The organism is Dyadobacter sp. HNCC25DJ187 (genome assembly GCF_056895255.1).
This window is the reverse complement of sequence record NZ_JBXHAT010000002.1, coordinates 1966135-1992775: the sequence shown is the minus strand read 5'-3', so window position 1 is coordinate 1992775 and position 26641 is coordinate 1966135. Positions and strand designations below refer to the sequence as shown.

The 26641-nt window shown below is 37.5% G+C and carries 23 protein-coding genes; 1 reads left to right on the top strand and 22 read right to left on the bottom strand.

The annotated features are described in order from the left end of the window. Positions 1 to 460: 460 nt before the first annotated feature. Entirely contained in the window at positions 461 to 1513 is a 1053-nt protein-coding gene (locus AC1XUE_RS19170; protein ID WP_483357597.1) for a hypothetical protein, read from the top strand. A 50-nt stretch (positions 1514 to 1563) separates the two neighbouring features. Here AC1XUE_RS19170 and AC1XUE_RS19165 read toward each other — a convergent pair whose 3' ends face one another. The 22 genes from AC1XUE_RS19165 to AC1XUE_RS19060 form a co-directional block, all read right to left on the bottom strand. Continuing rightward, the gene (locus tag AC1XUE_RS19165; protein WP_483357596.1) at positions 1564 to 2640 is read right to left on the bottom strand and encodes a glycosyltransferase family 4 protein; all 1077 of its coding nucleotides are present in this window, start codon (positions 2638 to 2640) and stop codon (positions 1564 to 1566) included. 66 nt (positions 2641 to 2706) lie between these two features. After that, positions 2707 to 3777 carry a glycosyltransferase family 4 protein gene (locus tag AC1XUE_RS19160; RefSeq protein ID WP_483357595.1) on the bottom strand — a complete coding sequence of 357 codons (1071 nt, stop codon included), beginning with the start codon at positions 3775 to 3777 and terminating at the stop codon, positions 2707 to 2709. Continuing rightward, entirely contained in the window at positions 3777 to 4340 is a 564-nt protein-coding gene (locus tag AC1XUE_RS19155) for an acyltransferase (RefSeq protein WP_483357594.1), read from the bottom strand. Before AC1XUE_RS19155 ends, AC1XUE_RS19160 begins: the two co-directional genes overlap by 1 nt. A gap of 94 nt (positions 4341 to 4434) precedes the next feature. After that, positions 4435 to 5442 (bottom strand): WaaS/CpsH family glycosyltransferase, encoded by a 1008-nt coding sequence (locus tag AC1XUE_RS19150; RefSeq protein WP_483357593.1) that lies wholly within the window; start codon positions 5440 to 5442, stop codon positions 4435 to 4437. 55 nt (positions 5443 to 5497) lie between these two features. Beyond that, positions 5498 to 6856, bottom strand: coding sequence for a hypothetical protein (locus AC1XUE_RS19145; protein WP_483357592.1), 1359 nt, complete (start codon positions 6854 to 6856; stop codon positions 5498 to 5500). A gap of 81 nt (positions 6857 to 6937) precedes the next feature. Then, on the bottom strand, positions 6938 to 8080 hold the full coding sequence (locus AC1XUE_RS19140; protein WP_483357591.1) for an NAD-dependent epimerase/dehydratase family protein: 1143 nt from the start codon (positions 8078 to 8080) through the stop codon (positions 6938 to 6940). A gap of 3 nt (positions 8081 to 8083) precedes the next feature. Beyond that, positions 8084 to 9604 carry a hypothetical protein gene (locus tag AC1XUE_RS19135; RefSeq protein ID WP_483357590.1) on the bottom strand — a complete coding sequence of 507 codons (1521 nt, stop codon included), beginning with the start codon at positions 9602 to 9604 and terminating at the stop codon, positions 8084 to 8086. Continuing rightward, positions 9582 to 10187: an acyltransferase gene (locus tag AC1XUE_RS19130; protein WP_483357589.1), complete on the bottom strand. Its 606-nt coding sequence runs from the start codon at positions 10185 to 10187 to the stop codon at positions 9582 to 9584. The genes AC1XUE_RS19135 and AC1XUE_RS19130 overlap by 23 nt, the downstream gene beginning before the upstream one ends. A gap of 86 nt (positions 10188 to 10273) precedes the next feature. Further along, complete coding sequence (locus tag AC1XUE_RS19125; RefSeq protein ID WP_483357588.1) at positions 10274 to 11566, bottom strand: lipopolysaccharide biosynthesis protein; 1293 nt, start codon at positions 11564 to 11566, stop codon at positions 10274 to 10276. A gap of 96 nt (positions 11567 to 11662) precedes the next feature. Continuing rightward, positions 11663 to 13132 carry a capsular polysaccharide export protein, LipB/KpsS family gene (locus AC1XUE_RS19120; RefSeq protein WP_483357587.1) on the bottom strand — a complete coding sequence of 490 codons (1470 nt, stop codon included), beginning with the start codon at positions 13130 to 13132 and terminating at the stop codon, positions 11663 to 11665. Between the two features lie 396 nt (positions 13133 to 13528). Further along, positions 13529 to 14770, bottom strand: a complete 1242-nt coding sequence (locus AC1XUE_RS19115; protein WP_483357586.1) for an N-acetyl sugar amidotransferase — start codon at positions 14768 to 14770, stop codon at positions 13529 to 13531. Between the two features lie 29 nt (positions 14771 to 14799). Beyond that, positions 14800 to 15459 carry an imidazole glycerol phosphate synthase subunit HisH gene (gene hisH / locus AC1XUE_RS19110; RefSeq protein ID WP_483357585.1) on the bottom strand — a complete coding sequence of 220 codons (660 nt, stop codon included), beginning with the start codon at positions 15457 to 15459 and terminating at the stop codon, positions 14800 to 14802. Then, the gene (gene hisF, locus AC1XUE_RS19105; protein ID WP_483357584.1) at positions 15435 to 16298 is read right to left on the bottom strand and encodes an imidazole glycerol phosphate synthase subunit HisF; all 864 of its coding nucleotides are present in this window, start codon (positions 16296 to 16298) and stop codon (positions 15435 to 15437) included. Before hisF ends, hisH begins: the two co-directional genes overlap by 25 nt. Beyond that, positions 16291 to 16986, bottom strand: a complete 696-nt coding sequence (locus tag AC1XUE_RS19100; RefSeq protein WP_483357583.1) for an acylneuraminate cytidylyltransferase family protein — start codon at positions 16984 to 16986, stop codon at positions 16291 to 16293. The genes hisF and AC1XUE_RS19100 overlap by 8 nt, the downstream gene beginning before the upstream one ends. Positions 16987 to 16989: 3 nt before the next feature. Continuing rightward, complete coding sequence (locus tag AC1XUE_RS19095) at positions 16990 to 18042, bottom strand: nucleotidyltransferase family protein (protein WP_483357582.1); 1053 nt, start codon at positions 18040 to 18042, stop codon at positions 16990 to 16992. A gap of 1 nt (position 18043) precedes the next feature. Then, positions 18044 to 19201, bottom strand: a complete 1158-nt coding sequence (gene neuC, locus AC1XUE_RS19090; protein WP_483357581.1) for a UDP-N-acetylglucosamine 2-epimerase — start codon at positions 19199 to 19201, stop codon at positions 18044 to 18046. After that, the gene (gene neuB, locus AC1XUE_RS19085) at positions 19201 to 20208 is read right to left on the bottom strand and encodes an N-acetylneuraminate synthase (protein WP_483357580.1); all 1008 of its coding nucleotides are present in this window, start codon (positions 20206 to 20208) and stop codon (positions 19201 to 19203) included. Before neuB ends, neuC begins: the two co-directional genes overlap by 1 nt. Beyond that, on the bottom strand, positions 20208 to 20846 hold the full coding sequence (locus AC1XUE_RS19080; RefSeq protein WP_483357579.1) for an acetyltransferase: 639 nt from the start codon (positions 20844 to 20846) through the stop codon (positions 20208 to 20210). The genes neuB and AC1XUE_RS19080 overlap by 1 nt, the downstream gene beginning before the upstream one ends. 28 nt (positions 20847 to 20874) lie before the next feature. Further along, positions 20875 to 22026 (bottom strand): LegC family aminotransferase, encoded by a 1152-nt coding sequence (locus tag AC1XUE_RS19075; RefSeq protein WP_483357578.1) that lies wholly within the window; start codon positions 22024 to 22026, stop codon positions 20875 to 20877. A 1-nt stretch (position 22027) separates the two neighbouring features. Beyond that, complete coding sequence (locus AC1XUE_RS19070; RefSeq protein WP_483357577.1) at positions 22028 to 23026, bottom strand: NAD-dependent 4,6-dehydratase LegB; 999 nt, start codon at positions 23024 to 23026, stop codon at positions 22028 to 22030. A 79-nt stretch (positions 23027 to 23105) separates the two neighbouring features. Continuing rightward, complete coding sequence (locus AC1XUE_RS19065) at positions 23106 to 24164, bottom strand: GumC domain-containing protein (protein ID WP_483357576.1); 1059 nt, start codon at positions 24162 to 24164, stop codon at positions 23106 to 23108. A gap of 9 nt (positions 24165 to 24173) precedes the next feature. Then, positions 24174 to 26621 (bottom strand): SLBB domain-containing protein, encoded by a 2448-nt coding sequence (locus AC1XUE_RS19060; protein WP_483357575.1) that lies wholly within the window; start codon positions 26619 to 26621, stop codon positions 24174 to 24176. Positions 26622 to 26641: the final 20 nt, after the last annotated feature.

The window sequence follows — 26641 nt, the reverse complement described above, 5'->3', positions numbered from 1 at the left end:
AATTGTATGTCGCCATCAAAAGTATGATATCAGCTTAATAGTGTTTTTTTATATTTATTTAATTAAAATTATAAATATTTACATAATTTTAATTTGTAGATATCATTGAGGGTTTTAGCAACAGCTATTTATATGAGTGAATGTTGTAGATAGTAATTAATGAAATTTTATCATAAGTTTTTGTGCTACAGTATTTTAATGGACGGGTAAAGTGGTAGGAATTTACTGCTAACGGGATTTTACGTAATTAATAACTGTAAGAGGCGGCAGATAGATATTGCATATCACGAAATCAGCGGGATTACAACAATTTTTTCATGTCTCTTTAAATAAACTCAAGATCTGATGTTAAGATCTTATCTTTAATTGTAGAACAAGCACCATTATCAACCTGTGACAGCTTGTAGAAGCCGGATTGAGGATTACACACATTTTATATTCACTTAAATACCTTTCACTCATGAAAATGCACTACACACTTTTTCTTTTATGGCTTATTGTCAGCGCTTGTACATTTCAGGATCACCATATACCAAATCCTGACCCCGAAGTTGAAACCATTTATGTAGCCGGATACCAGATACAAAACGGAGTGAAAATAGCGACACTTTGGAAAAATGGAATTGCAATGAATCTGACAGATGGGAGCCAGGATGCAGAGGCCATTGCAGTCGCCGTTTTTGGCGCAGATGTGTACGTGGCAGGTTGGGAGAGAATTAGCGGGCAACAGTTTATGGCGAAGTATTGGAAGAATGGTATTACTGTTGAGCTATCGCAGCTATCACAGAATGCTCAGGTTAAAGATATTGTGGTGTCTGGTAACGACGTATATGTTGCAGGGTATATCAATAATCCGGGGACCAATATATTTTATTACGGGTATTGGAATAATGGAGTATTTACTCCTCAGGTAGGTGGTACTCAGAAAATTGCTGTGTCAGGCAACGATATTTATATGTCTGGCTATACCGAATTTGAATCGAATTTTGGGTATTTGAAAAATGGCGTTCCTGTCTTTCTGACAAAAGAAGCATATTATACACATAATGTGTATACCAATGGTATTAAGGTACTGAATGAAGATGTCTACGTGAGCGGACATGCCTATTATATATCAGGGCCGGGAAATACATTCCAAGCGGCGCACTACTGGAAGAATCAGGAGCGCTTTAGATTGGACAGTAACCCATACGAAGAATTTGCAGAAACCTCGGACCTTGTGATTGATAAGGAGAATCATGTCTATGTTTCGGGTACGACCAATTCACGTACTGGTAATAGCCAAGCTGCATTATGGAAAAATACAAAAAAGATACCCTTAGATTATAATCAAGGAAGTTCGACATACGGAAATGCTGTTTACGCCGATGGCGATCATATTTATGTTGCAGGCACAGAATCTACAGGAGCCAGTTCGATGCGTGCGGTGTACTGGAAAGATGGCGTAAAAAAATATGTATCAAGTCAGGTAGGGATGTCCTATGCGTATGATCTCTTTGTGGCTTCTAGGTGAAACTGGTTTTTAAATAGTGACTAAGCTTGATGTTTATACACAGTTTAAGCTTAGTCACTATGCAAAATATTCCTGATGAGTGATTGGGAATATAATTCCTTGTTTTGAAAGGTCTGATAAGCGTTTAAGGATATCCGGTTGTATAGTACCGCGTCGGCTATGACAGATTTTATAGCATCGATTGATTCCTGAGGCTTGTCAGTCCGGAACCAGATAGCGGATTTCATGTGAGAAGAATAATTCGGAATCTCTCCTACTGGCGTTACAATGCAAACCAAACCATTTTGCATGGATTCAGCAACGCTCATAGCCATTCCTTCCACCGAGCTCAATTGAATATAGAAATCATACCGAGAGTACAAAGCTATTTTAGCTGAAGAGACAACTTCTCCACAGAATTTAACCACATGTTCCAGCTGAAGACTTTGTACCAATTTTTTAACTACTTCCAAATCGCCAGCATCACGTCCGTAAATGTCTAATGTTGCTTTGATGTTTTGTAATCTTAATTGGTGAATTACATCAACAGCTGTCGTTAGTTTTTTTTGAGCGTGTATACGTCCCAAGAAAAGGAATTTTATCTCGTTATGGTTTAGCCCTTTCTCACTGTAATCCTTATGCGTGCGAGACGTAAGCATAGAGATTTCTCTAATAGGCTTATTTAATGCTGCCATTTTCTCAACAAATATCACCGCTGCTGTTGAATCCACAAATACGACATCAGCAGTACGAACTGCCATTTTGGAGAAATAGGCATCCGGTTTATGGAAAAACGTAGTATTGTGAATAAAGGAATAAAGTTTGATCGTATGTTTTATTTTTTTTAATAGAATACCAACAATCGAAGCCCGCCATAACGATGAGATTACAATGTCGGGATTAAATTGCAATATGTATTTGCAAATTTTCGGTAATATGAAAGGGTACTGATATATCGGATAATTGAAAGTGCTAAAAACATTTTTCTGAGATGTACTTAAATCTTGTAAAAGATTTTGATCAATCGAACCAAGTACAATGATTTTCAAATCAAATGTATCGATAAGATCCGGAACGGCTGATAGAAGTGCAACCTCAACACCTCCGGTCTTGATATCATGGAGAATATAGACGAGTTTTTTTTTCAATATAATTAGTGATCGTGAAAATTTAAATGGATTACGCAGGCTTTATAAAAGAAATTTATATGAATTTTATTTCAGTAGTTTCATATACGATTCATACATTTTACTACTGGATAAATATTTAACAGCTGTCTCGCGAGCATTCCTGCTTAGGTCATTCAACAATATCTCGCTATCAGGCGATAGTAGTCTTTCTAATAAAACAGTAAGCTCTGATTCGCTTTGGAAAAGTAATCCATTTTTGTTGTGTTCTATTAGATTATTGATACCCGGTATGTCGGAAGCTACAATGGGGAGGCCACAAGCCAATGCCTGCATTATAGAGGTACTCATTGTTTCTCCTTGTGATGCATGGACATATATAGATATTCCCCTGTAGAAATCTATCAATGCTGGTTCTTCCAAATTTCCCAAAAATTTCACTTGATTTTTATATCCTTTTGATGTGATGTATTCTTTTGTTTGAGCAAATGTTTCACCATCACCGGCGAACAATAGTTTAGCATCAGGGTGTAGTTTAGTAATATCTGCGAATGCATTAATTACGCCTTTCTGATTTTTAGTTCTTGAGAATCTAGCTGCCATGCCTATTGTCTTGGTAACTTTTATTTCTGAGTATATGGGCTTGAAAACAGATATATTAATTCCGTTAGGGATAATTTTTACCTTTTCTTTATTAAATTTATGTTTTAATATGTTTCTTAACTCAGAGTAGTAGGCTTCGCTAAGGAGTACAATCTCATCCGCATATTTCATACTTTGTCTGGTTGCCCATTTTTCTGCGGAAGTCTTTACTTGATTTGGGGTATGCTCTACAACAATAAGCTTGGTGTTGTACAATTTACAATATAAACCTACAGGTATAATTAACTTTGGATCATGTAAAATCAAATAGTCCGGATTGGTTTTAATTAGTATTCTAAATATACTTATCCATGGTGTTAATATTTTTTTAGCTTCCTTTTTAACATAATAAAATGGTATTTTAAATAAGGCGCATTTTGATATGTATTCTTTTTTTAAATCATCTACACCATAAAATATCAATTCATTAGACATTGTATGTTCATGTTCTAATAAAGAAAAAACGACACTTCCATGTCCACCTAATCCGGAATATAGAATTTGGGTAAGTTTCATTATGATACTATTGAAGTACTGTTTATGTTATTATAATTCTTAATAATAGAATTACTAGGTATACTTTTATGAATCAAACACCCTGCTCCTATAACTACATTGTCTCCTATTGTTACTCCTTTTAATATGATACAGTTGCTGCCTATCCAACAATTATTACCTATTGATATTTTACCAAAAGAATATCCTTGCTCTCTTATTGGGGTTGTTAAATCGCGAAATTGGTGATTATGATCATAAACTCTTACTCCTTCTCCAAATAGTACGTTTTCGCCTATTTCAATATCGAACAGGCAGTTAATTGAACAAGAATTATTCATGAAAAAATTATTTCCTATTTTTAATATCCCATTTCCACTAATCATAATGAAATTAAAATTTCTTATAAATGCTTTTTTGGGGAGAAATAGGCGAGAATTTTTTCCCTCAAACTGGATGAGAGAATACTTGCCTAACCTCAGCGCAGATACTCGGTTTATTTTTTTTCGCAAGATAATAAAACTGACTTGCCTAAGATAACCACGAATCAGCTGAGTGATTACTGTGCCATAACGAAAAATCATAAAAATGAGGATATGTAGAATATATAATCTTAATTGGAATATATCCGGTTAGTTATAGATATTTTTATTTGACCCTATAGCATACTCTTATGGCTTAACACTCTTTTATTGGTATAGAAAATAGTCGATCTATCCAAGCATTAACGGAATAGCCATCGAATGCTATAGGATTGAAATTTTCCACTTCGGGAATTAATGCTTGTGTCTGGTCTATTATCGACATTGCTCGGGGATCATAAAATGGTTCATTTTGTAAATTTACATTGGTTGATATAAGATAACAACCAGCGGCAATTGCTTCAAATGTACGCATTGTCATTCCTGTCTGAGCAGAATGAGGTATGTCTAAGCAATACACAGAACGATTGAGGAGACGTTGCCACTCTCCAGAGCTGACAGAAATAAATGATACACCCGCATAATTCTGATTCCAATAAAATAACTTTTTTAGAAAGCTTAATTTACTTTCTCTCCATCCATAAACGAAAAATTGTAAAATTGGGGCATATAATTTGATTACTACTGTTTTCCCCTGATCAGATAATAAATTTTTGTATTTATTACCGAGTGTGAGACGTTCGGATCTATACTGCCCCAATAGAAGAAGGGATATGTCCTTAGGAATCTGCCTTTGCCTTATTTGATAAAATTCTTCAAGTGCAAATAGTTGTAGGTAATTGAATCCCCATTTAGAACAATCTTTACTATCGAAAGATGAAACCTTATGAAAATAGTTTCGGAAATCTGTAAAATCGAAGTTGTCTATACTATCCCATGAGTAATATATAAAAATTGAATTACGATTTTGCTCTTTTAATTTGGCCATAAAATCATGGGACATCAATATCCCCTTCAGTATCACAACATAGTCATATTGGATACCGGCAGTTTTTAGCAATATATGACTTCTGTAGAGTTTAAAAACAATATTTCTTAGGTACTTCCCTATACCTAGACTTAAACTCCTGGCATTAATAAAATCATAAGGATCGTCAGGAAAGTATGTTGTTGTAGCACCTTTTCGGGATAGGTTTTTCACTATTTCTTCAGAATATCCAAAATAAGATGATCCTATAAATAGGATATTTTTATCTTTTACCATATATAGGTAATTCATTAAGTGGTGTACATTATCTTACGCACTCTTGCAAGATAATTTAATTGATTTGCTGTACTCTTTGACGCTCCGCACCGAATACCATGAGTATTACTATAAATTTGAATATTATCAAAGATATAGGCATAAAATCGGTTTTTATCTGACCGATTAATAAGAACAATGTTAGCCCTAGAAATATAATTCCCATATTCTCACTGGATAAAAATAAACGGCTTGACAGCCAATTTATAACTATCCAAAAGCCATAAAGAAATAAACTGGCAATGATACCACCGTAGTATATCAGTAGAAGATAACCTGAATCAGTTTGTGTCCGAATATAATGCCTCCCACCTATTACAGATCTATCAGAATCGCCGACTATCCATGTAGTGAATCCTTTAGGTATGACGGCTAGGTGATTCTCTTGTAAGTCTTCGGATGATTGTGTCTTTAGGGTGGCAGCACCAGTTTCATCCACTGAATTGAACATTTCAAAGGCCCAAATTGTAAAGCCATCGATGGTAGCATTTACTACCTCGTCATTGATGGCTATCTCTATAATAAAGTATACTGTGGAAAATAACAGCGTTATGGTAAAAATATATTTCAAGCCATAGAATAAACGCGATGGATACTTTATAGCTCTAAGAATGAAAAATAAAAGGTAACTTCCAAAAGCAATAAAAAATGTTCTCGCACCTAGCATTCCTGAAAGTCCTATAATGATAAGCATTATACTATTTCTTAAGTAAAGCAATATGCTCTTTTTAGGTGATTGGATAAATAGCCACAGAATGCAAGCGCATGCGCTTGCGTGAAAGACTGACAGTCCCAATCGAGCATCAGCCGATAATGCCAGACCTCGGTATTCCAAAGGGTTCCATCCCCATTGGCTGAATTGACTTGAAGCAGGATCTGCATTGAGAATGTCAAATATAAGACGTTTCATCGTCATATTGACGACTGCTGATTCCATTATTATTGCTTGGATTAATGTTGTCAGTATTATTAGTTTTATTAGTTGATCTAATCTAATTGATTTAAACTGTCTTATTATTAAAAAGGCTCCCAAAAATATTTCGATAATATACAGCAATACGCTTTTTATATATACGGTATCTCCATTGGGAGTATGAAGTATATGGGATATAAAGAAAAATACTAATATTAATATCAACGATCCCGATATATATAACAAGTAGATCTTTGTTTTTAGTATCTCTATAATCTGCTGAGGATATATCAGAAGATTGAAAAAGGCAAGTGCAATGACTAGTTTTGATGCAGTGAAGGGAATGCCCCAATAGAACAATGGAAAGTTGTAAAAGTATAAAAACATCAGGCCGATGAGCCAGATGTTTTTTCTTAAGCTAAAATCACTATTATAAGATTCGGTTATTAGATTATTTTCCAATTTATATATACCTAATTGTTTGGATTCCCTTAGAGAATGGTATAAGCAAGATGTGTATATGAAAAATTATGTTTCCTTCAGTTATTTGAGTAATCCTTTTGACTTCATTTCCTGAATTGATTCATCAAATCTGCTGGAATGTATGTCCTGTTTATTTACCCACTCAACGAATAGATGTATACCTTCTTGAAAAGAGAATTTTGGACTAAAGTTAAGTAGTTTACTTAACTTAGAAATGTCAGCGTAGTTATGCCTAATGTCTCCTATGCGGTAATTACCAGTAATGTTTATGTCATTTTTAACTTGGTATTCATTTATAAGAGTTTGTGCAACCGTTAATACGTCTGTAGCAACTCCAGATCCAACGTTAAATATCTGACCATCGGCTTCATGCATTTCAATGCCCGCAATTGTTGCATCCACCACATCATTTATGAAAACGAAATCACGACTTTCTTTTCCGTCTTCGAAGATATTTAAACTTTTACCATTCTTGATAAGGGTAGAAAAGATAGACAATATACCGGTATATGGATTAGATAATGATTGGCCGGGACCGTATACATTCTGATATCTAAAAGCAACAGGTGCTATACCTATTGTAGGGCAAACCGTCATTATCATTTGCTCTTGATTTTGCTTTGTAATACCATATACAGATGACGGATGGATTTTAGATAATTCATCTGTCGCTACCAGTTTAAGTGAATCATCTCCGTTGAAGCTGAGCTCAAAATTTCCTTGATCCATATCTTGGGAGTTTCTAGGGGTAGGATAAACGAACTCCATCAGTCCTTCACTCCAGTACTTTCCTTCTCCGTAAATGGACCGCGAAGATGCGATTATCACTTTATTTACATGGAAAGTCTTATCATTTGCAAGTATATCCAATAGGAGTGCGGTTCCTCCTACATTGACGTCAGTGTATCTTTTAATTTCATACATACTTTGACCGGTACCGGTTTCGGCTGCAAGATGTACAACGACATCTGCATCCTGTAGGGCTAATCGCCAGTCATCTGCACATGTAACCGATCCTTTAATAAACGTTACTTTGTCATGAATGTATTGATATAAGGGAGATGTAACTTCTGGGTTATCACCATGGATTTGTGTAGACAGGTTGTCCAGGACAACTATGTCACTATACCCTTTTTTCAGTAAGCTACGTACCAGATTGGACCCTATGAAGCCTGAGCCTCCTGTGATTAAGATTTTAGTCATTGTTTATTTATATTCAATTCCGAACAAGTGTGCTTTGGATGCAATTAATTTTAGGCGAACCTTATTTTTAACTTTTGGATTAGCAGCTTTGGCTATATTTTTCCATATCAATTTCTTCCTGATGTGATCGCCTATCAATTTATCAGTTTGGCCAATCACATTTCCTTTTTCATTTAAAAGGTAGGCAATAACAAAGCCTCCATCATCTGTTTTGAAGTTCAAAAATAATTCATTATTTGAAGTTTCAATATCAGAGGTTTGTATTTCTGCTTGCTTTGACCCCGCAGCAAACCCAATATATCTGTTTAAAGTTTGTGGGATACAATAAATAGCTGACTCATGCCTTAGTACGCCGTGTGTACTTTTTTCGGTGACAATATAATTATATACTTTGTCTTTTGGTGTAAGAAGGGCTCCAAGGTACATATCATATTGATTAAAGCCAGCGAGCTGGGTAGTATCAATATAAATTCCCATGTCCTTCCATTTAAGTCCATCCTTGGAGAAAAACAAGCTAGGTTTTAGTATACCATCGTTCTTCACCTGGTCAGTTATGTAATAAATGCTCGGGAAAGCAAAGTAGTTGCTTCCATAAGGGAGTACAGTTGCTGTATACACATCCTTACTTTTGTTTTTCCCGGGCTGCTTTTCATAATCAAAGTACATGCTTCGTTTAAGCTCGTTATTGATAGCGGGTGGCAGGTTTCCTCCCCAGCGCATCATTCTGTTATTGGATGCATGGGCAGGGAGTTGCATAGGCTTACCATCTTTGGATTCATAATAACTTACAGTTCTGTAGTATTCGGATAGTTTATTGCTATATATCCAGCTTCTCAAATACCATACGTATTTATCTTTATTAGAATCATAGATGATTTGGTTCTGAGTATCAGCGCAGTAGGGCATCACAGGATTGGGCTCGAACTGGAAATGTATTCCGTCAGGGCTTGTGTAGAAGTAATGCTTATAATCCCGTTTCATAACCATTGTCACATATTGAACTTTGCCATTAACTACTCTCTTGAATATGTTACTTACTTCGAAGACATCCATAGACAGTATATTATTGGCAGTAGATCCTTCGTAAGTCACTATTCCAAGATTGGGGCGAATCCATTTTAACCCATCTTTAGAAGTGGCCATACACCAGATTCGCCGTTCCTTGGAATCGTGGCATTGGTAATACATTCTGTATTCTCCATTTTCTTTCAGAACAGTACCAAATCCTACCCCCAGTTTTTCCCAAGCTTTTTCAGGTTTTAGTACAGGAATAAACTGATCAGGCGAGGACACAAGAAAATTGCCATTCTTCGAAGATATTACAAATGTACTGTCAACAAACAGTTTTGTTTTTTGCAACCGTTCTTTCAGTTCGATTTCATTTTGGAATAGTTTATTGCTCTGTTGTCCAAATGCTTCTGGAGCGTAGTTGATAAATATAACAAAAGAAAGAAGTGTGTTTAGAAGTGAAGTATTCAGATTTCTAGTTACTTGCTTATTTTTACAGTGTGATAAATTCTCCAAGATCATTTGTTTTTAGCCATTTTTTTTCAGAAAAATTATATCTTTTTATTATTCTTGCTGGAACTCCGGCAACAATGGAGAAATCAGGAATATTTTTCGTCACTACTGCATTAGCTCCTATAACGCAGTTCTTTCCAATACTAGCTCCCAAAATTACCACATTTTCTCCAATCCACGAGCCATCACCAATTTGCACTTCACCAATTTGCCTAACAGGTTGGTCCATAATCGGCTGACCTATATCTTCATATTCATGAAGATTATCGGAGATATATACCTTATCGGCTATTAGAACTCTTTTACCTATCGCAATCTTTTTCGTTGCATAAATATGGTTGAAATTTCCGACAACAGTTCCTTCACCTATACTAAGATTACAGGATTCTCCAGTTAAAGGTAAGGCGGCTATCCAAGTTTTGTAATGAATATGAACATTATTATGTAAAGAGATATTTTGAACACCATCTAACCGTAATGGACGCATTACCAGAACACCTTTGCCAAAAAAAGCAAAATTGCGTCTGCCAATGAGTTGATACCAAAGGATAGAAAGCTTATTAAGTATTCGATAAATAGTGTCCATAGCGCTATTACTTGATATGGTATTTTTATATTTTAATGATTAATGAAAATATATAGGATTAAAATAAAGTATTCGATAAATACTATTTAAGGTATTAATTTTTTTCTTTTGTAATATGCGAAATACAAGCCATAATTTACTAAAATAAAGCAAAAGCTACTTATACCTTTTGCAATAGGGAAATACTCTAGTTCAACTATTTCAAAATTAATAATTATAAATATTAGTATAGCGAATGTTGTAGCTGAAATCGTGTAGGATATCAATTTCATTTTTAATTTTGCTAAAACATCATATTTCAAGTCTAATGGCATCGTGAGTAGTTGAGTAAATAAGAATGGCATTATTAACCATACATAAGGAATTCCTACAATATATTTTGGAAGAATAGTTTCGATTACTCCTGGAAGTAGTAAATAGGTAGCGATGAAAGCAATGGAAGCATAAGTAATTAAAATAATAGCATATTTCCAGAGCATATTGTTCATTCGTATTGTGTTTCCGTTTTTATATTCAAGCATAACCTTAGAAAAAAAAATAGAATGGATAGAAACAGGAACAAGTGAAAAAATAGAAGCATACATGATGGCAAGATTATATTTTCCCAATTCTTCCAATCCGATACTATTGAAAATTCCCCATCGCTCAATCTGATCCTGCGATTTGACTAATAATCCAGCGAGAAATGGTATGAAACCGATCTTAAGTATTTTTCTAACAAGGTTTTGGTCAAAAGCAAATTTGCTAGGAAGCATACTTTTGTTTTTTGATTGAACAATTGCTATAAAGAATAGAGGTTGAGAAAGTAGCAACAGAACGGAACCTATCAGACCATAGAATGGAATCAAAAATATAAATAGAAAGGATAAAATAGTTGATACAACGTTGATCCTGTTTAACTCAGCTAACCGCTGTTGTGCTATAAATAAATTGCTCATCCAAGTACGTGCAAGTCCAAATACACCTATAATCCCTCCTAACATTAAAAGTAAAGACTCTCTCCCTAGGTCTTTATTAATGATAGCATAAATGACTACGCCTACTGTCAGAACTCCAGCTAGAACAGCGAAATACGAAAAAAGAATATTATTAACTCGTCTTTTTAAAGAGTCTGGTGTGACAAAATACATTCTAAATCCGCCACTAAGCAATCCTAATTGAAATAATGCTATTAGCTCCGTTGTTGACTGCATAAGAGCTAGAAGCCCTATTTCTTCAAAACCTAAAAATCGCATCGTGACATAGGATTTTAGAAATCCAAGCATTGCCATCGATACATTTACAACTAAATATGATATACTTGATTTCTGATTTTTGTAGATATTGAATATCAGATTTCTTTTTTCTATATAGGTATTTTTATTGATAGAAAAATTCATTTTTGATAAATAGTAATTATTTTGCGTGCATATTGTACTTATCTATCAAATAAGATAGGTATAACGAAGTAAGTATATTTATTGCTATATATGTATTTATATCTTACCGTAATTATTAAAGTGCTTTTTTAAACCTTCAGATATAACCTTGGCGTTTTCATTAATGTCTATTTTAAGCTTATGATGCATATCAATAAAGAAATTCACAAATCCACTATTCAGACTAAGTAAATACGCCAGGATAAAACGATAGAAAGTTTCATCGTCTTTATAGATCGTATCTTGTATTTCGTACAGTTTTTCTCTAAGATCCTTGATGTTTTTTACTACTATTACACGTTCTGCAATGGAATAGAAGGAGTATGCGAATGCAATTACGTGCTTTCCCATTAACAGGGCTTCAAATCCGGCTGTTCCGTTGATCGTAATAACACCTTTACAGTTCTTAATAATTTGTTTGCCTGGTAGATGAGGAGGAAGCAGTTTGGCATTTGGAATATTCTGAATGCGTTTGTAATCAGCTACTTCTCGGTAACCATATAAGTGAGGATGGTCTTTTACATAAAGTAAGTGGCCTGGAGGAAGTTGGGCAGCAATATTTTCAATGAGTTTGACCTGGTTAGTATAGTACCCATCGGCCCAGTATAATACAACTGCTTCTGGTTCCAGATGCATCGGGTAAAAGTAATACTTGTCAGAGGGCTCAGGGGTGTCGTACTGTAATCCAACGTAATTAGTAAGGTTTCTGAGCCTACGACCAGAAAAATCATCCTTCTGCAAAAATACTTCTATATTATCCAGCAGGGGATGCATTTTTCGCGGCTTAACGGTATTAATGATTTTGTGTCGAACAACTGTATTAACTGCGCTGAGGTATAATTTTGGGGTTAAAGCACCTGTTCCAAGTGTGTTAAAAAATATCTCATAGTTCGATCGAAATTCTTTTAGAAATTGAGTAATGCGATCCTTAGAATCCGATATAGCTTGTGGGGTAAGCTTATTGTAATTTTCCTGAAGGGAAAGAGCTAGCCCATTATAGTGATCCAGGATGAGGTAATTGAATGACTTAGGATCTTCTCCGCTTACTGAAATTTGTGCTGTATATACACCGCCTTGCTTTTTACAAAGAGCTGCGGCGATCTGATTCATTAGGAGCGATACGGGTTCATGTATAAAAAAATCAATCTTGCGTTCGCCGAATATTTTATTCCATGTCTCGTAATACATCAAAGTAATTTGAAGTGAGTCCTTGTACTCCAAATAGAGTGATGTTCTGTTACTCTGTAAAGCACTGTTGAGATTGAAGCCACCCTGAGTCTGTTCAATGAGAAGCTGGTCTATAATCCTGAGTTTTTCGTCAGTTATATCCTCATTAAGAAAGTCTTTGGCTATTTCTTTGAAGACATGAATGTCTTGAAGTTGAAATTGTTCTCGCAAAATCAGCTCTTCATCCCAACTATATGCAACATGTATTATGTCATAGGAGTCGTTGAGGTATTTATCTAGGCCGCCGTATAAATAAGTTAGTTCACTTCTGCTAAAAAATAAGACAGTTTTTTTACTCATGAGATTAAGCACATCATTTGGTTTATATATCTCCATGAGATCAGGACTATATCAAATCGACCTTCACAGATAGATATAAGTGTGTGTAATTACCTTTTTAAACATTTTTGGCTCGTATTTATTGTCATAATTGAACAATCTACCCTTAAAATTACCTTGAAAGTAATTTTTTTTTTCATGAAAGCAGTATTATAACGTGACTAAAATCAAAAAAATGTAGGTTTCTATGGGTGCAACAAGAGCAAATTGGTTAGAAATATCTAATGAGCTGATTGATTTTGAAAGGTAGGAAATGGTAAGTCAATGGCTCATATGCTATTGATCATCAGATACGGAATGGATCTCCGTGACTTCTGGTTTCGCACTCAGGAAAACCAGAAGTCACGGAGGAATTAATTAATCATCCGTTCCGTCATTATTGACAGTATGACGTAGTTTCCATTCACCACTATCTTTATTCCATAGGTGTGGAGAGCGGAATTGATCACATAGCTCAAAGAAGCGTTCAGGCTTCATTTCAATGTAATCCATGATATCGTTAAAGTAACGATCGGGGAATTCACCATCGAATTTCTTTACCAGTGATTGAGCTTCTTCCCTGGATATATGATGATTGCGTATTTCTTGAGAAGCATCGTACGTACATCTGCCTAAACCAAATTTGATAAAGGTAGTATAGTAATGCAAGTCATCAATTTTATCATCGATGCTATTGTATTTGCTGTATGTTCCTTGTGTACGGAATGGGCGTGCCTTAAAGCCAGTATTTTCTACAGCGTAGTAGTAAACCTCCTGTGGAGTCCAGCGAAGGTAGTATCCTAAGTAGTGTACTTGTATATCGGTCTTTGCGAGCTCTGATACTGCTGGTGGCAAAAATGAAGACAAGTCCGAAGTGGATACATTGTGCTTTTCTTTCAATTCAGCAATCGAGACACCTCCAAGATAGATGTCGTCAAGATTACTCAGTGTGAAATAGGATTTGTCACGGAGTGAAGAGCTGTTGTCTGCTATTGGGTTTCCGTATTCAGCTTCATTTTCTCCATAAAATATCAATGAGATGCCGTGCTGTAATGCTACTTTTGGCGCCAGATTTTTTTGGCCAAGCATAAATGTCTGAAACGGGTGCATCAGATTTTCGATGGAGAGCTTCGTCAATAGCTTCATTACCTTGCCATTTCTGTTGAAGCTCATATTGTCAAATCCTGTGTCAATCCAGTTTTTCCAGTTCTGATAACCGTAATCTGTATACAATATTGGCGGCCAGGTGATCGTAAGAGGATTCATTCCGTACTTATACTTCAGTACGTGAGCCTGGTAAGCACTGTCTTTCCCTCCACTTCCAGGCACGATGCAGTCATAAGAGCCGTCTTTACTACGGTATTTGTCAAGAAGTACTAGTAGTTCCTTTTCCCGTGCTTCCCAGTTAATCGATTCCTTTTGCTCGTTAGCACGGCAAGCGTCACATATCCCTTCTGAATCAAACCTTAGGGTTTCTTTTTTTGTGTTGATGTTGTGCTTAAATTCAATCGCCGACATAGGCCGCTGATTTGACATCACACATTTTTTGCAGTATTTTACTTCCCTTGGAAGGCCATACTTAACTTCGAGCTCTGATAGATTTTTAACGGAGGTCGTCATAGTTGTTGTTCGTTATAGTTATTAATTTGTTAGGGTTTAGTGATTCCTTCAACCCAGTTTTTATAAATGGATAAGCCGGGAACACCACTCTTTTCCGGATGAAACTGACAGGCGAAAATATTGTTTTCAAGAATGGAAGAGCAATATTCAAAACCTTCATAATTGGTTTTGGAAAGAACTATATTTTTATTATCTGGTGTTACAAAATATGAATGTACAAAATATTGGTAATCACCTGATTTTATTTCGTTTAAAGGTGTATCCTGCCATGGTATTTCATTCTCAATAATTCGATTCCATGCAATCTGAGGTACTTTGGCCATCGGATTTTGTGGGAGATTATTGCTGAATTTCTTTACCTGGCCTGGTATAATATCCAATCCTTTGTTATAACCAAATTCTTCACTTTCGGTAAATAGGAGCTGCAAGCCAAGACAAACCCCTAGAAAAGACTTTCCGGTCTGAACAAATTCCTTAAGGGGTTGAACCAGGTCCAGCTTTTCCATATTGTACATGGCGTCGCCAAAAGCTCCTACTCCCGGTAGTACAACAGCATCTGAAGAAAGAATTAAGTGCTTGTCGCTGGTAACAACTACATCAGTACCGATATGTTTAAATGCTTGTTCAACACTGAATAAGTTACCCAGCTGGTAATCAACAATGGCTATTTTTGGGAGATGATTCTGCATTCTATACCCTGGTTCACTAAATGTTCTTTGATATGACCGATTCCTGCATTTGTAATTTTGTTAAAGGTGGTTCTGCCACTCTTAATAAAGGAGTTGTTGCCTTCCGCAAGCTTTTTATCATGATCAGTGATATGTTCTAATGCATGATAGTGAATGACAGAAGCTACAGCTATGGCATCGGCTTTTCCCTCTGTAACAATTTCAGAGAAATGTGGCAGAGCTCCACCACCACCATGTGCAATAACTGGAATAGATACGCTTGAAGCGATCATTTTGGTGAGTTCAGTATCAAAACCTATTCCCGTTCCATCTCTGTCAACGCTGGTAAGAAGGATCTCACCTGCACCTAATTCTTCAATTCTAGAGGCCCATTGAGATGCTTCTATGCCGGTTTCTTCTCTCCCATTATCAACAAATACAAGGTATTTCCCATCAGGTTGTTTGATACACTCTATGGCAGCTACAATTGTGGAAGATCCAAATTTTTTGGAAGCGTTTTTGATAAAATCTGGATTATGAATCGCGGCTGTATTGATTGACACCTTATCGGCTCCTGCACGTAATACATTCGTAATATCTTCTATCGAACGAATCCCTCCACCAACTGTCAGAGGTATAAAAATATTTCTAGCTGTTTGCGTAATAATTTTACTAAGGCTGTTCCTACCAAAAAGACTGGCTACAACATCCTGGTAAATCAGTTCATCTGCACCTTGCTCGTAATAATATTGAGCAAAGCTCTCAGGAGAGCCTAAAACCCGTAAACCTTCCAGATGAATTCCTTTGACTAGGTTAGGACCCTTTATGTCTAGTCGTGCAATAACTCTTACATTATTCATTGAGTTTGTTGTTGTAGATATATTCTAAGTAGTTCCAGTCACTTTGCGTGTCAAGATCAATAGAATATTTTTCTTCCATTACATACTTCTTTATTGATGTAAATGAGGAAAAACCTTCCTTATCGACTAGACTTTTTGTATTTATAATATAGATTGATCCGTTGTAGGCAAAAACAGGGGGGACATCCTGCCTTCTTGTGAAAGAGCCGTTGCCTTTAGATATCCTTAGCATCCCGTTATCGTTTTCTTCAAACAAATTATAATAAGGATTGAAAGCGGATTCGCAGACAGATACGATCATATCGACAGAGGTGTCAAAGTAGCTTACAGCTTCCTCAAAATGAGCTTTGTTCCTTAAAGGAGATGTTGGCTGTAATAGCACTACTGCATCGTATAGAATATTTTTGTCAAAATAATACTGATATGCATGCCGTATTACGCTATACGTTCCCGCTTGATCTGTTGCAAGCACGTCAGGGCGCATGAAAGGGACTTCGTAATGGATATCCATTGCGCTTTTTGCAATTTGAAGATCATCAGTTGTTAAGCAAATATCTTTATCATCAGCGAACAGGCGTGCATATTCTATAGAATGATGAATTAATGGCTTGCCAGCCAGTAATTTGGTGTTTTTACCAGGAATGCCTTTGGAACCTCCTCGTGCCGGAATTACAAACAGTAATTTCAACGTCTATAATTTTAATAGTTTAATATCTTCTTGTGCCTTCTGGTAGTCATCATGTTTACCGATGTCTAGCCAGTAGCCTAAAATTGGAAAGCTGATTACTTTTTTTTGTTTTTCAATTAAGAGGTCAATCAGGTCTGTAACGTTATAAAATTCGTTATCTGGCACTAACTCCAGCAGTTCTTTCTTAATGATATAAATTCCTGCATTTGAGTAATAGGTATAACGTGGTTTTTCTCTGAGTGATCTGATAATATTACCTTCACCTGATTCCAAAACGGCATAAGGTATATCTACATGATAGCTCGTCGCCGCTATAGCCATATCAGCATCTGCCAATAAGAATTCGTTAAAAAATTTATAGAAATCAATATTAGTCAATAAATCAGAATTCATAATCAATATGAACTCATTTCCAAATTCTGGTACAAGTTTTACAGAGCCAAGTGTTCCGAGTGGTTTTTCTTCACGAATGTAACTAATATTTAGATCCTTTACACTTCCGTCTCCAAAATAGTTTACAAGTTGATCACCAAGGTAGTTTATACTGATAAAGATATTGGCCATACCGTGCTCTGAAAGACGGTCGATATTGTGTTCAATGATAGGTTTGTCACCTACTGGTAATAACGGCTTAGGAGTATTCTTGGTGAGTGGCATGAGCCTCTGCCCTTTACCTCCTGCCATTAGTACCACATCAATAGGAAGGGCAACATGATAACTATGCAGGTTAAGAATCTCAAGAATAGTATTTGAGTCATCAACAATCGGGACATAGAATATATTATCTTCTTTAAGTGCTGTTATTGTATCTATGTCAATTTTCTCTTTATGAAGAGATCTGAAATTCGTTTGCATGACAGTTTCAACATTTTCCTGTATGCCGATGCCTTTCAAGAGTCCCCGCCTTATATCGCCGTCAGAAACAGAGCCAACAAGTTTATCGTCTTCATCTATCACAAACAATACATTAGCTGAGAGTGCTTGCTGATCAATGATAGAAAGCGTATCCTTGATACTTATATTATGATTTATAGTGTGTTCGCTTAAATTTAACATCTTAATAAATATTGTAAAAAGCTTTGTGTATGAGGTGAGGATAATCTAAATTTCTTAATATCCGGATTATTTGATCACTTGTGTTTCCTGTACCGTAAGGATTGGAGGCGCCAGTACAAATTTTTCTAAATGCCGGATCATTTACTTTTGAAAATGCCTGTGCTATGTCTGTCCTGTTTGGAGGCACATCAATAGTTGATTGAGCCTGAATTCTGCCCTTTTGACGGTCGCCGATATTGATTGTTGGAATATTGAATGACGGGGCTTCGATAATTCCGCTTGAACTATTGCCGACTACAGCATCAGCTAAACGCATGGTAGAAAGGTATCGAAGCTGTCCCATTGAGGTAAATGATTTACTTTTATCGGGATGAGCAGATACATATTCGTCAATCATTCTGTTAATTACACGACCGCTGGTATCGGAATTAGCCTTTGTGAAAATGAAGTAAGAATCTGATTCCATATCTATAGCATGTAAAAGCTCGGAAAACTGAAACTCAGGTGATTGATCATCCAATGTAGCCGGATGAAAAGTTACCAGATAGTTTCGTTTCTTAAATTGTAAATTTAAAACATTTTCCAGTTCTGACCTATCCAATAATTTTAAAGAATAAATATTGTCAAGTCCTATAGCACCTACATTGTGAACTCTGTCTGGTTGTTCACCCATTTGTATGATCCGGTCTCGGTAATCATTGGTAGAAGCGAAGTGAATATGGCTCATTTTAGTGATTGCGTGCCGGATTGCATCATCGTAGGCTCCCTCAGTTATCTCTCCCCCGTGTAGGTGGGCAATGGGGATTTTAAATATGAGTGCAGCACTTGCCAGTGCGAGCATCTCATAACGATCTCCAAGGATGATAAGCAGATCTGGTTGAAGGTTCTTCAATGCATCTGCAAATCCTATTATACCAAGACCCATTGATTTGGTAATACCTTCGGCAGTATCTGAAGACAGTAGCATTTCAACTTTTTGGTCTATTTGGAAGCCATCTTGTTCTATCGCATTAAATGTAAGTCCGAATTCCGGCGACAAGTGAGCACCTGTAACCAGAAGTTGGAGGTGCCAGCCCTCAACAGCATTAATACCATCGATTAATGGTTTCAGTAATCCGTATTCTGCTCTGGTACCGGTTGCAACACAAATCTTTTTCATTACATTTCAATTAATTCATCCGCTTCAAAGTCTCTGATTGCTTCAGTTCCCACAACCTTGTCCCAAAGCATGGGCGACAAACCATTGCCAGGGCGTTTGGCAGATAAGTTTTCTTCTGTTAGCAGGTCACCTTTTTTTATAGGGGTTTTGGCTACAATGCTTTTTCTTGCTATGGCGATATTTTTCATTTCGGAAGCAGAAGGTGCTTTCAGCCCGGAGCCGGAAACAGCAAGCTCTACATTTCTGATTGATTCTACCATAGCTTTCAGCTCCAGAGGTTCCAGAGATGCAGGATGGTCGGGGCCATCCATTGTTTTATCCAGCGTAAAATGTTTTTCAATCATAGTAGCTCCCATCGCTACTGCCGCAATAGGGACATCAATACCTAGTGTATGATCAGAATAGCCAATTGCTGTTTCGAATTCTTTCTCAATATGAAACATTGCCTTTAAATTGACATCCGACAGTGGGGTAGGGTATTCAGTGTTACAGTGCAGAATGGTAACATTTTGTTTGGATATTCCTGCATCAGTGAATACTTCCAGAGCATTGCTGATATCTTCCATTGTTGCCATCCCTGTTGATATAATAACATTGGAAAACAGAGAAGCAGCTTTACGGAGATAGGGGAGGTTGGTGAGCTCTCCCGAAGGAATTTTCACCAGCGATAAACCTATATCCGCCAGATATGCAAGTGAATCAAGATCAAAAGCGGTAGAAAAGAATTGAATTCCTTTTTGTTTGCAGTAATCAATCAGTTTTTCATGATCCTGGTGACTCAGTTCAAGTTTACGAAGCATTTGAAGCTGGGTCTCCGTGTTATTTTTAGTATTGCTGATTTGGTAATCCGCTTTTTTTGCAGACTGCGAAACAAGCTTATCAGCTTTAAATGTCTGAAATTTTACATAATCTGCTCCTGCTTCCCTTGCGGCATCTACCAAACGAAACGCATTTTCCAGAGAACCATTATGGTTTACGCCCGCTTCTGCTATAATTATAGTCCTCATTACTTTATCCTTTTAAATGGAACTCCTGCAAATGTTCCGGAGCTCGGTATTGATTTGTTTACTACCGTGCCTGCTCCGATAATCACCTGGTCTGCCACAGAAATACCTTGCGATAATACTGAATTACTGCCAATAAAGACTCCTGATCCGATGTGGCATCCTCCGTTGATTGTAGTATGTGTAGATATGTGGCAATGATCTTGAATTGTTACATCATGTTCCACATTGGCTGAAGTATTGATGATGTTATTGCAACCAATTACTGCTCCTGCATTGATGGTTGCATGGTGCATGATGATACTTCCTTGGCCAATAATAGCATGTTTGGAGACGTAGGCAGTCGATGAAATAATGGTAGCCAGTTTGGCTTCCAATTGCCTTAGTTCATCAAAAATTTTCTTTCTTATATGGTCACTCTTAATCTGTCCGACGGTTATAAGGAAAGATATGTCCAATGAAGCATATCTTTCAATTTCCTTGTCAGTACCAATTATAGGATAGTTCAGAACAGTTTCCCCCACTTTTTCTTCCACATCTAAAATGCCCAGAATTTCATAAACCGGATTAGATTCTATCACGTCTATAGCTGCCTTACAATGGCCTCCTCCTCCTACAAGTATGATTTTTTGTTGCGACATAAAGTGTGTGTGAAGATAAGGATATGAATCAGGGGCAATAGCTGCTCGGAATGTTCACTAACCTGTCCGCCAGCCATTTACTGTTGGTCAGGTGATCATGTTGGCAATTCTGAAACATGGGTAAACGATTCATAAGCTCCCATACAGGTCTGGCCATTACACCATTCGAATTACTGAATTGAAGAAATGCATTTCTCTCTTCCAGATCGTTTAAAATTATTGCATTGAGCCAGTAGTTTGATCTATTTCCCTCCGTTTCTTCTGCTACAGGTAAATCCATTGTCCGGAAAAAATCCTGATATCGTTTTGCGAGTGCTCGTTTATTTTCTAAAAATACAGGAAGCTGTTCCAGCTGCGCACATGCAAGCGCGGCGTTGACATTTGGCATTCTGTAATTATAGCCTATGTGGTCGTGAACAAATTCCCATGCATGAGGTACTTTAGCCTGAGTAGAAAGATGCTTAGCTCTCTGAGCAATTTGCTCATCATCAGTTATAATTGCACCTCCGCCTCCACAAGTAACAGTTTTGTTGCCGTTGAAACTGAAAGTACCAATTTTGCCAATTGTACCGGTATGCTTTCCCTGATGGTAGCTTCCAAGTGATTCGGCAGCATCCTCTATTAATGTAATATTCCATTCCCGGCATATAGCATTAATTTCATCTATGCGTGCAGGAAGCCCGAATGTATGCATAGGAATACAGGCAGATATCTTTTTACCTGTTACTTTATTGATGGTGGAACCGCTTTCATTTTTCACAGCATTGTTCTGTAGAAAATCCCGGAGAGCAGCAGGTGACATTCCCATTGTATCGCGGTCAACATCAATAAAAACCGGCTTCGCTCCAATGTAGCTAATCGCATTACACGTTGCGATAAATGTCAAAGCTTGTGACAATACTTCATCGCCGGGCTGAACGTCTGCTACAACCATAGCAAGGTGAAGTGCATTGGTCCCGTTTACAATAGCAATAGCGTATTTAGCTCCTGTAATTTCGGTCATCATACGCTCGAATCTGTCTACATATGGGCCAACGGACGATACGAAGGTAGAATCAATGGTATCCAAAAGGTAGGATTTCTCATTTCCGCCAAAATAAGGTATGTGCAGAGGAATAAAGTCCTGAACCGGAAATTGATCTTTTATGTAAGAAATAATATTCTCGAACCGTTCTTCCATTTCAAATATTATATATATCTGCTTTGTACTGTTTCAGGTTATCTTTATCTCTAAACCATGCAACGGTTTCTGCCAGGCCCTGACTGAACTGGTACTGTGGCTGCCATGCGGTATTTTCAAGTATCTTTTTATTAGACCCAAATAATCGGAATACTTCTGATTTTTCTGGACGTAAACGTTCAGAATCGGTCACAATTTTAGCCGAAGGATTAATCTGGTTGATGAGTTCCTGCGCCAGATCACCCACCGAAATTTCAGATTGGGTAGCAATATTGCATTCCTGACCATTTAAAGTTTCACTTTTTGCAATTTCGACAAAACCATTTACGGTATCTTTTACAAACAGCAGGTCACGTGTTGGTGTAATATCACCAAGTTTAATCTCTGTTTTACCATTCAATAGTTGTGTAATAATGGTAGGTATAACCGCTCTTGCAGATTGCCGCGGCCCATAAGTATTAAAAGGGCGAACAATCGTCAATGGCAAATCAAAGCTTCTGTAAAAAGAATCTGCAATCGCATCTGCTCCGATTTTTGACGCGGAATAGGGTGATTGGGGCTGTTTAGGGTGATTCTCATCAATAGGTATATACTGTGCAGTTCCATACACTTCTGAAGTAGAGGTCACAAGTACACGTTTTACACCCAGATTTTTAGCCGCCTGTACTATATTTAATGTACCCTTTACATTCGTATCAATATAGGAATCAGGAGAGTGGTAGCTGAAAGGAATGGCAATCAGTGCGGCGAGATGGAAGACAATTTCAATATCTTTCATTGCCGTTGCGACTCCATTAGGATCACGTATATCACCTGTAAAGACTTCAATGAGGTCCAATTTCTCTTTTGGGAGTGTATCAAGCCAGCCCCAGCTGTTAAAAGAGTTGTAATAACAAAAAGCCTTCACGATGCAACCTTCCTGTAAAAGCTGCTCTACAAGGTGGCTGCCAATAAATCCGTCAGCACCAGTTACTAAAACTCTTTTTCCTGCTAAATCCATCAAGTTAATTTATTTAGTGTGATTTTTATTTTATTGGAACTTTTGCTTTCCCGTGGTTAACCTATCTAAATAGGCTAACCTAAATAAATGCTTTATAAACCTTTTCCTTGAAAATTAAAAGGTAAAATATGATAAGTACAGCTGCTAAAAATGCTCCAATTACTCCCGAAGTGAGGCGTTTGGGGCTACTCTTATCTAAAGCAACGGACGCAGGCTCTAACACTTTAAACACCGGCTTTTCTTCTTTAAGTTTAATGCGTGCCTGTTCAAGCTGGCTTGTAAGACTTGAATATTGAGAAGATGCCAGTGAAAAATCCGATTGTAGCCTCATTTCTTCAATTCTGGCTACGTTCGTAAACGCATTACGATTTCTGTCACGATAGTTCTGCAGAGCATATTCTGTAGATTGCTGCTTTCTCTTGGATTCCAGCATCCTCTCTTCCAGAAATTCTACCTGGCGGTTTGCTTTGTAAGTCCGGTAGTCTTCCACATACTTCATCAAATATTCTTTACCAGCAGCTACGACCAAAGCAGATACAATAGGGTCTTTGGTTTCTGATTGAATAGTAATTACCCCTTTCTTTTTTTCCACTGTGGTAGAGATAAGAGAAAGGGCACTTTTTACTTCTCTGGTTTCTTTTCTGGATATGGAAAGAATTTCCTTTTTTGTCAGAAGTTCTGGTGTAACTCGCTCTTTTTCAGTTTTTTCTTCTGACTTCGAGCCGAAAATGCCGGCAAATATTCCTGGTTTGGTAGATTTACTCAAATACTCCCCAAGTGACCTGTATTTTACGTTATCCTGATCAACAACCGGCTGCTTTAGTAGATAAATACCAAAGGGATTACTTTGCAAAACTTCTGGATAGAGATCCGGAACCAAGTTTTCAGCACCTCCCTGTGAGGCTCCGACAGCCAGACTGAAAAATGATGAGCCACTGCTCATGCTATATTCAGGAAGGAGAACCGATTTAGAAATATATAGCTTTGGAAGTGTGAAGCTGTAGAGAATTCCTAAAATCCCTCCCAGAAATGGCACCGCCAGAAGTACAATGATATACTTCCTGATAAATTGAACAATATCTGCCAGAGAGATTTCCAGCGTTTCGTCAAGTCTTTTTTGTTGTTTTGATTCAGTCATTATAACAGCTTATCTAACAAGGTTTATCACCGCTATTGAAAGTGTTGAGAGTAGTGTAAGAATAGCGATTCTTTCCCCAACAGTCATTTGTCGTTCTTCCCGCGGAGTTTTCACGGGTACCGTAACGACAGAGCCTGGCTCCACCTTCGGATAAGAACGGAAGAAAAGAAACTGCTTGGTTCTATGCGTTCTTCCATTGGGATAGGAGACATAAACCCTATTCTTGCGTGCGCGTTCTGCGAATCCTCCTGCTTGGGAGACATAATCACCAAATGAGAATCTGGAATCGAAATTGACCAGCGACGGGTTGTATACACCTCCCTGGATCCGAACTACTTCGGATTTCTTCGGAATGACCAAATTATCGCCATCTTCTAGCAGTAGGTTTGAAGGTAAAGATGGATTCTTTAGTATTTCGGAGATATTTACCGCTACCTGTTCATTGTTTCTGTAGAATCGTGCGCTCATTAAATTAGCTTCCGGTTTCAGACCACCCGTTTTTGGAAACAAATCTGATATACGTTCGAAATTGCTCTTAATGGTGTAACGACCGGGATACATAATTTCACCTTCTACATTGACGATTTTCTGATTCTCGTACCTTGGCGACTTGCGGACAAATACAATGTCCGATGGAAAAAGGACAAATTTTTGAGCAATAGAATCCATGCGAAGATTATCCGGAATGTCAACCGTAAATACACGGACATTTTGATTCCTGGGTAGATCCAGGGTATCATTTTTAACACGTCTTGAGACTTCAATGCGGTAAGGAACACCACCTTCCGTATAGCCGCCTGCCTGAAAAATCAAATCAGGAATGGTAATATCTTTATAGTAATAGTAAATCCCCGGATTTATCACTGACCCATTAACAGTAAGGAAGGTAAATTCTTTAAGCTCTTCCACTGATTTAATGGTTAAAATGTCGCCAGGCATCAGATCTATGTCAGGAATTTCATTATTCATGAGTTTTCTGAGATCTATGGCGATCATTCCGGTTTGTGTATCACCGCTTGCTCTTTCAAGAAGAGCACGGTTAAGAAATGCCCGTTGTCCGATTCCTTGTGCAGTAGCAATTAGCCCTTTTACAGTTTTGGTCCGTTCTTCCAGTGGGTATGTTCCGGGCCGTGTTACAGCACCGCGGACTTCTATTTGATTGGCAACTACATCCAATATGCGTTTTACTGAAATGATATCACCATTCTTGGGATAAAAGGATTTAATCTGTGTAGAATCAACGCTACCGATAATAAAGTTGGTGCCAGTATTGCGCTGGTACTGGATGATCGAGGTAAGAGCTTCAGGTGTAAAACCACCAGCATATTTAAGAACATCTTGCAAAGTTTCACCAGTACGGGCTTCGAAAATTCCCGTTTTTTTAATCTCACCTACCAATTCAATTCTAACGTCGTATGGGCGTATCAAAATAATATCCTGATCCTGTAGGGCAATGTTGTCTTTCAGATCTGCATCTATTAAAAATCGGTATAGATCTATTGTACGTATTACTTTATTGTTACGTACAACCTCAATATTTCTATACGACCCGTTTCTATTGGGGCCGCCTGAAAGATACAGCGCATTGAAAGCGGTGGCAAGCGAAGAGACTGTATAAGTACCAGGCCTTTCCACCTCTCCGGTAATCATGACGCGAATGCTTCTGACATTACCTAGAGTAATTGTTGAGTAGATACCTGAGCCTGGACGGTTAAGTCCGGAATATGCCTGACGAAGGCGTGTTACGATGCGGTCATTTGCTTGTTCTACGGTAAGACCATTTACATAGACCGGAGCAAGGTTCAGCATTTTGACTGTTCCTTCCGGACTGATTTTCATCCTGAAGTTGTCAACCGCATTGCCATAAATATCTACAACAATCTCATCGTCAGGTCCTAAAATATAGTTTTTAGGTGTTGCAATTCTCAAATTAGGCTCGAAGGTAGTTGTAGCACGAAAAAAAGATGAGCCGAAAGTTCTGGTTAAACTTCTGGTATTTGCGTTATTTACAGAAAGAGAATCCCGTTCGTTGTTTGTTTCTTCGTCTAGATCGTCTTCGTTACCTGATTTGCGGGATTCGTCCAGCTTGTCCCGGTTAGGATCGTTCTTGGTGTTATCCTTTGTTCCTCCTTGCAAGCGCTTTCTCATTGCAGATATATCATCAAGCGTATATCCCCGTTGTATTGCAGCTCTTTCAATATCAATATCCGACATACCGGCAGATTTAGCCTGATTGTAAAAATCAATGGCCTGGGAATTACTTACTGGTGTGGAAGGATTCGGAATTTGCTGAGTTGGGGTCGGCTGGCTGGGTAATTCTTGAGTTGGTGTCTGCTGGCCAGGAGGTATTACTGGTGATGTAGGTACTGTGATTTGACCAAAAGTGAGGGTGATTGTGGTTAGGAATAAAGCCAGTGTATAAAATGGCTGTATCCTGAGTCGTAATAAATAATGCATGTAGTGTTTTAAGAGTTACT

Coding starts and splice junctions, on each gene's coding strand:
- AC1XUE_RS19130 (WP_483357589.1), bottom strand. CDS start 10,187: ATGGACACTATTTATCGAATACTTAATAAGCTTTCTATCCTTTGGTAT.
- AC1XUE_RS19070 (WP_483357577.1), bottom strand. CDS start 23,026: ATGGATTTAGCAGGAAAAAGAGTTTTAGTAACTGGTGCTGACGGATTT.
- AC1XUE_RS19115 (WP_483357586.1), bottom strand. CDS start 14,770: ATGACGACCTCCGTTAAAAATCTATCAGAGCTCGAAGTTAAGTATGGC.
- AC1XUE_RS19160 (WP_483357595.1), bottom strand. CDS start 3,777: ATGAAACTTACCCAAATTCTATATTCCGGATTAGGTGGACATGGAAGT.
- AC1XUE_RS19075 (WP_483357578.1), bottom strand. CDS start 22,026: ATGGAAGAACGGTTCGAGAATATTATTTCTTACATAAAAGATCAATTT.
- hisF (WP_483357584.1), bottom strand. CDS start 16,298: ATGAATAATGTAAGAGTTATTGCACGACTAGACATAAAGGGTCCTAAC.
- AC1XUE_RS19150 (WP_483357593.1), bottom strand. CDS start 5,442: ATGGTAAAAGATAAAAATATCCTATTTATAGGATCATCTTATTTTGGA.
- AC1XUE_RS19060 (WP_483357575.1), bottom strand. CDS start 26,621: ATGCATTATTTATTACGACTCAGGATACAGCCATTTTATACACTGGCT.
- AC1XUE_RS19065 (WP_483357576.1), bottom strand. CDS start 24,164: ATGACTGAATCAAAACAACAAAAAAGACTTGACGAAACGCTGGAAATC.
- neuB (WP_483357580.1), bottom strand. CDS start 20,208: ATGAGGACTATAATTATAGCAGAAGCGGGCGTAAACCATAATGGTTCT.
- AC1XUE_RS19095 (WP_483357582.1), bottom strand. CDS start 18,042: ATGTTAAATTTAAGCGAACACACTATAAATCATAATATAAGTATCAAG.
- hisH (WP_483357585.1), bottom strand. CDS start 15,459: ATGCAGAATCATCTCCCAAAAATAGCCATTGTTGATTACCAGCTGGGT.
- AC1XUE_RS19080 (WP_483357579.1), bottom strand. CDS start 20,846: ATGTCGCAACAAAAAATCATACTTGTAGGAGGAGGAGGCCATTGTAAG.
- neuC (WP_483357581.1), bottom strand. CDS start 19,201: ATGAAAAAGATTTGTGTTGCAACCGGTACCAGAGCAGAATACGGATTA.
- AC1XUE_RS19170 (WP_483357597.1), top strand. CDS start 461: ATGAAAATGCACTACACACTTTTTCTTTTATGGCTTATTGTCAGCGCT.
- AC1XUE_RS19125 (WP_483357588.1), bottom strand. CDS start 11,566: ATGAATTTTTCTATCAATAAAAATACCTATATAGAAAAAAGAAATCTG.
- AC1XUE_RS19120 (WP_483357587.1), bottom strand. CDS start 13,132: ATGAGTAAAAAAACTGTCTTATTTTTTAGCAGAAGTGAACTAACTTAT.
- AC1XUE_RS19140 (WP_483357591.1), bottom strand. CDS start 8,080: ATGACTAAAATCTTAATCACAGGAGGCTCAGGCTTCATAGGGTCCAAT.
- AC1XUE_RS19155 (WP_483357594.1), bottom strand. CDS start 4,340: ATGATTTTTCGTTATGGCACAGTAATCACTCAGCTGATTCGTGGTTAT.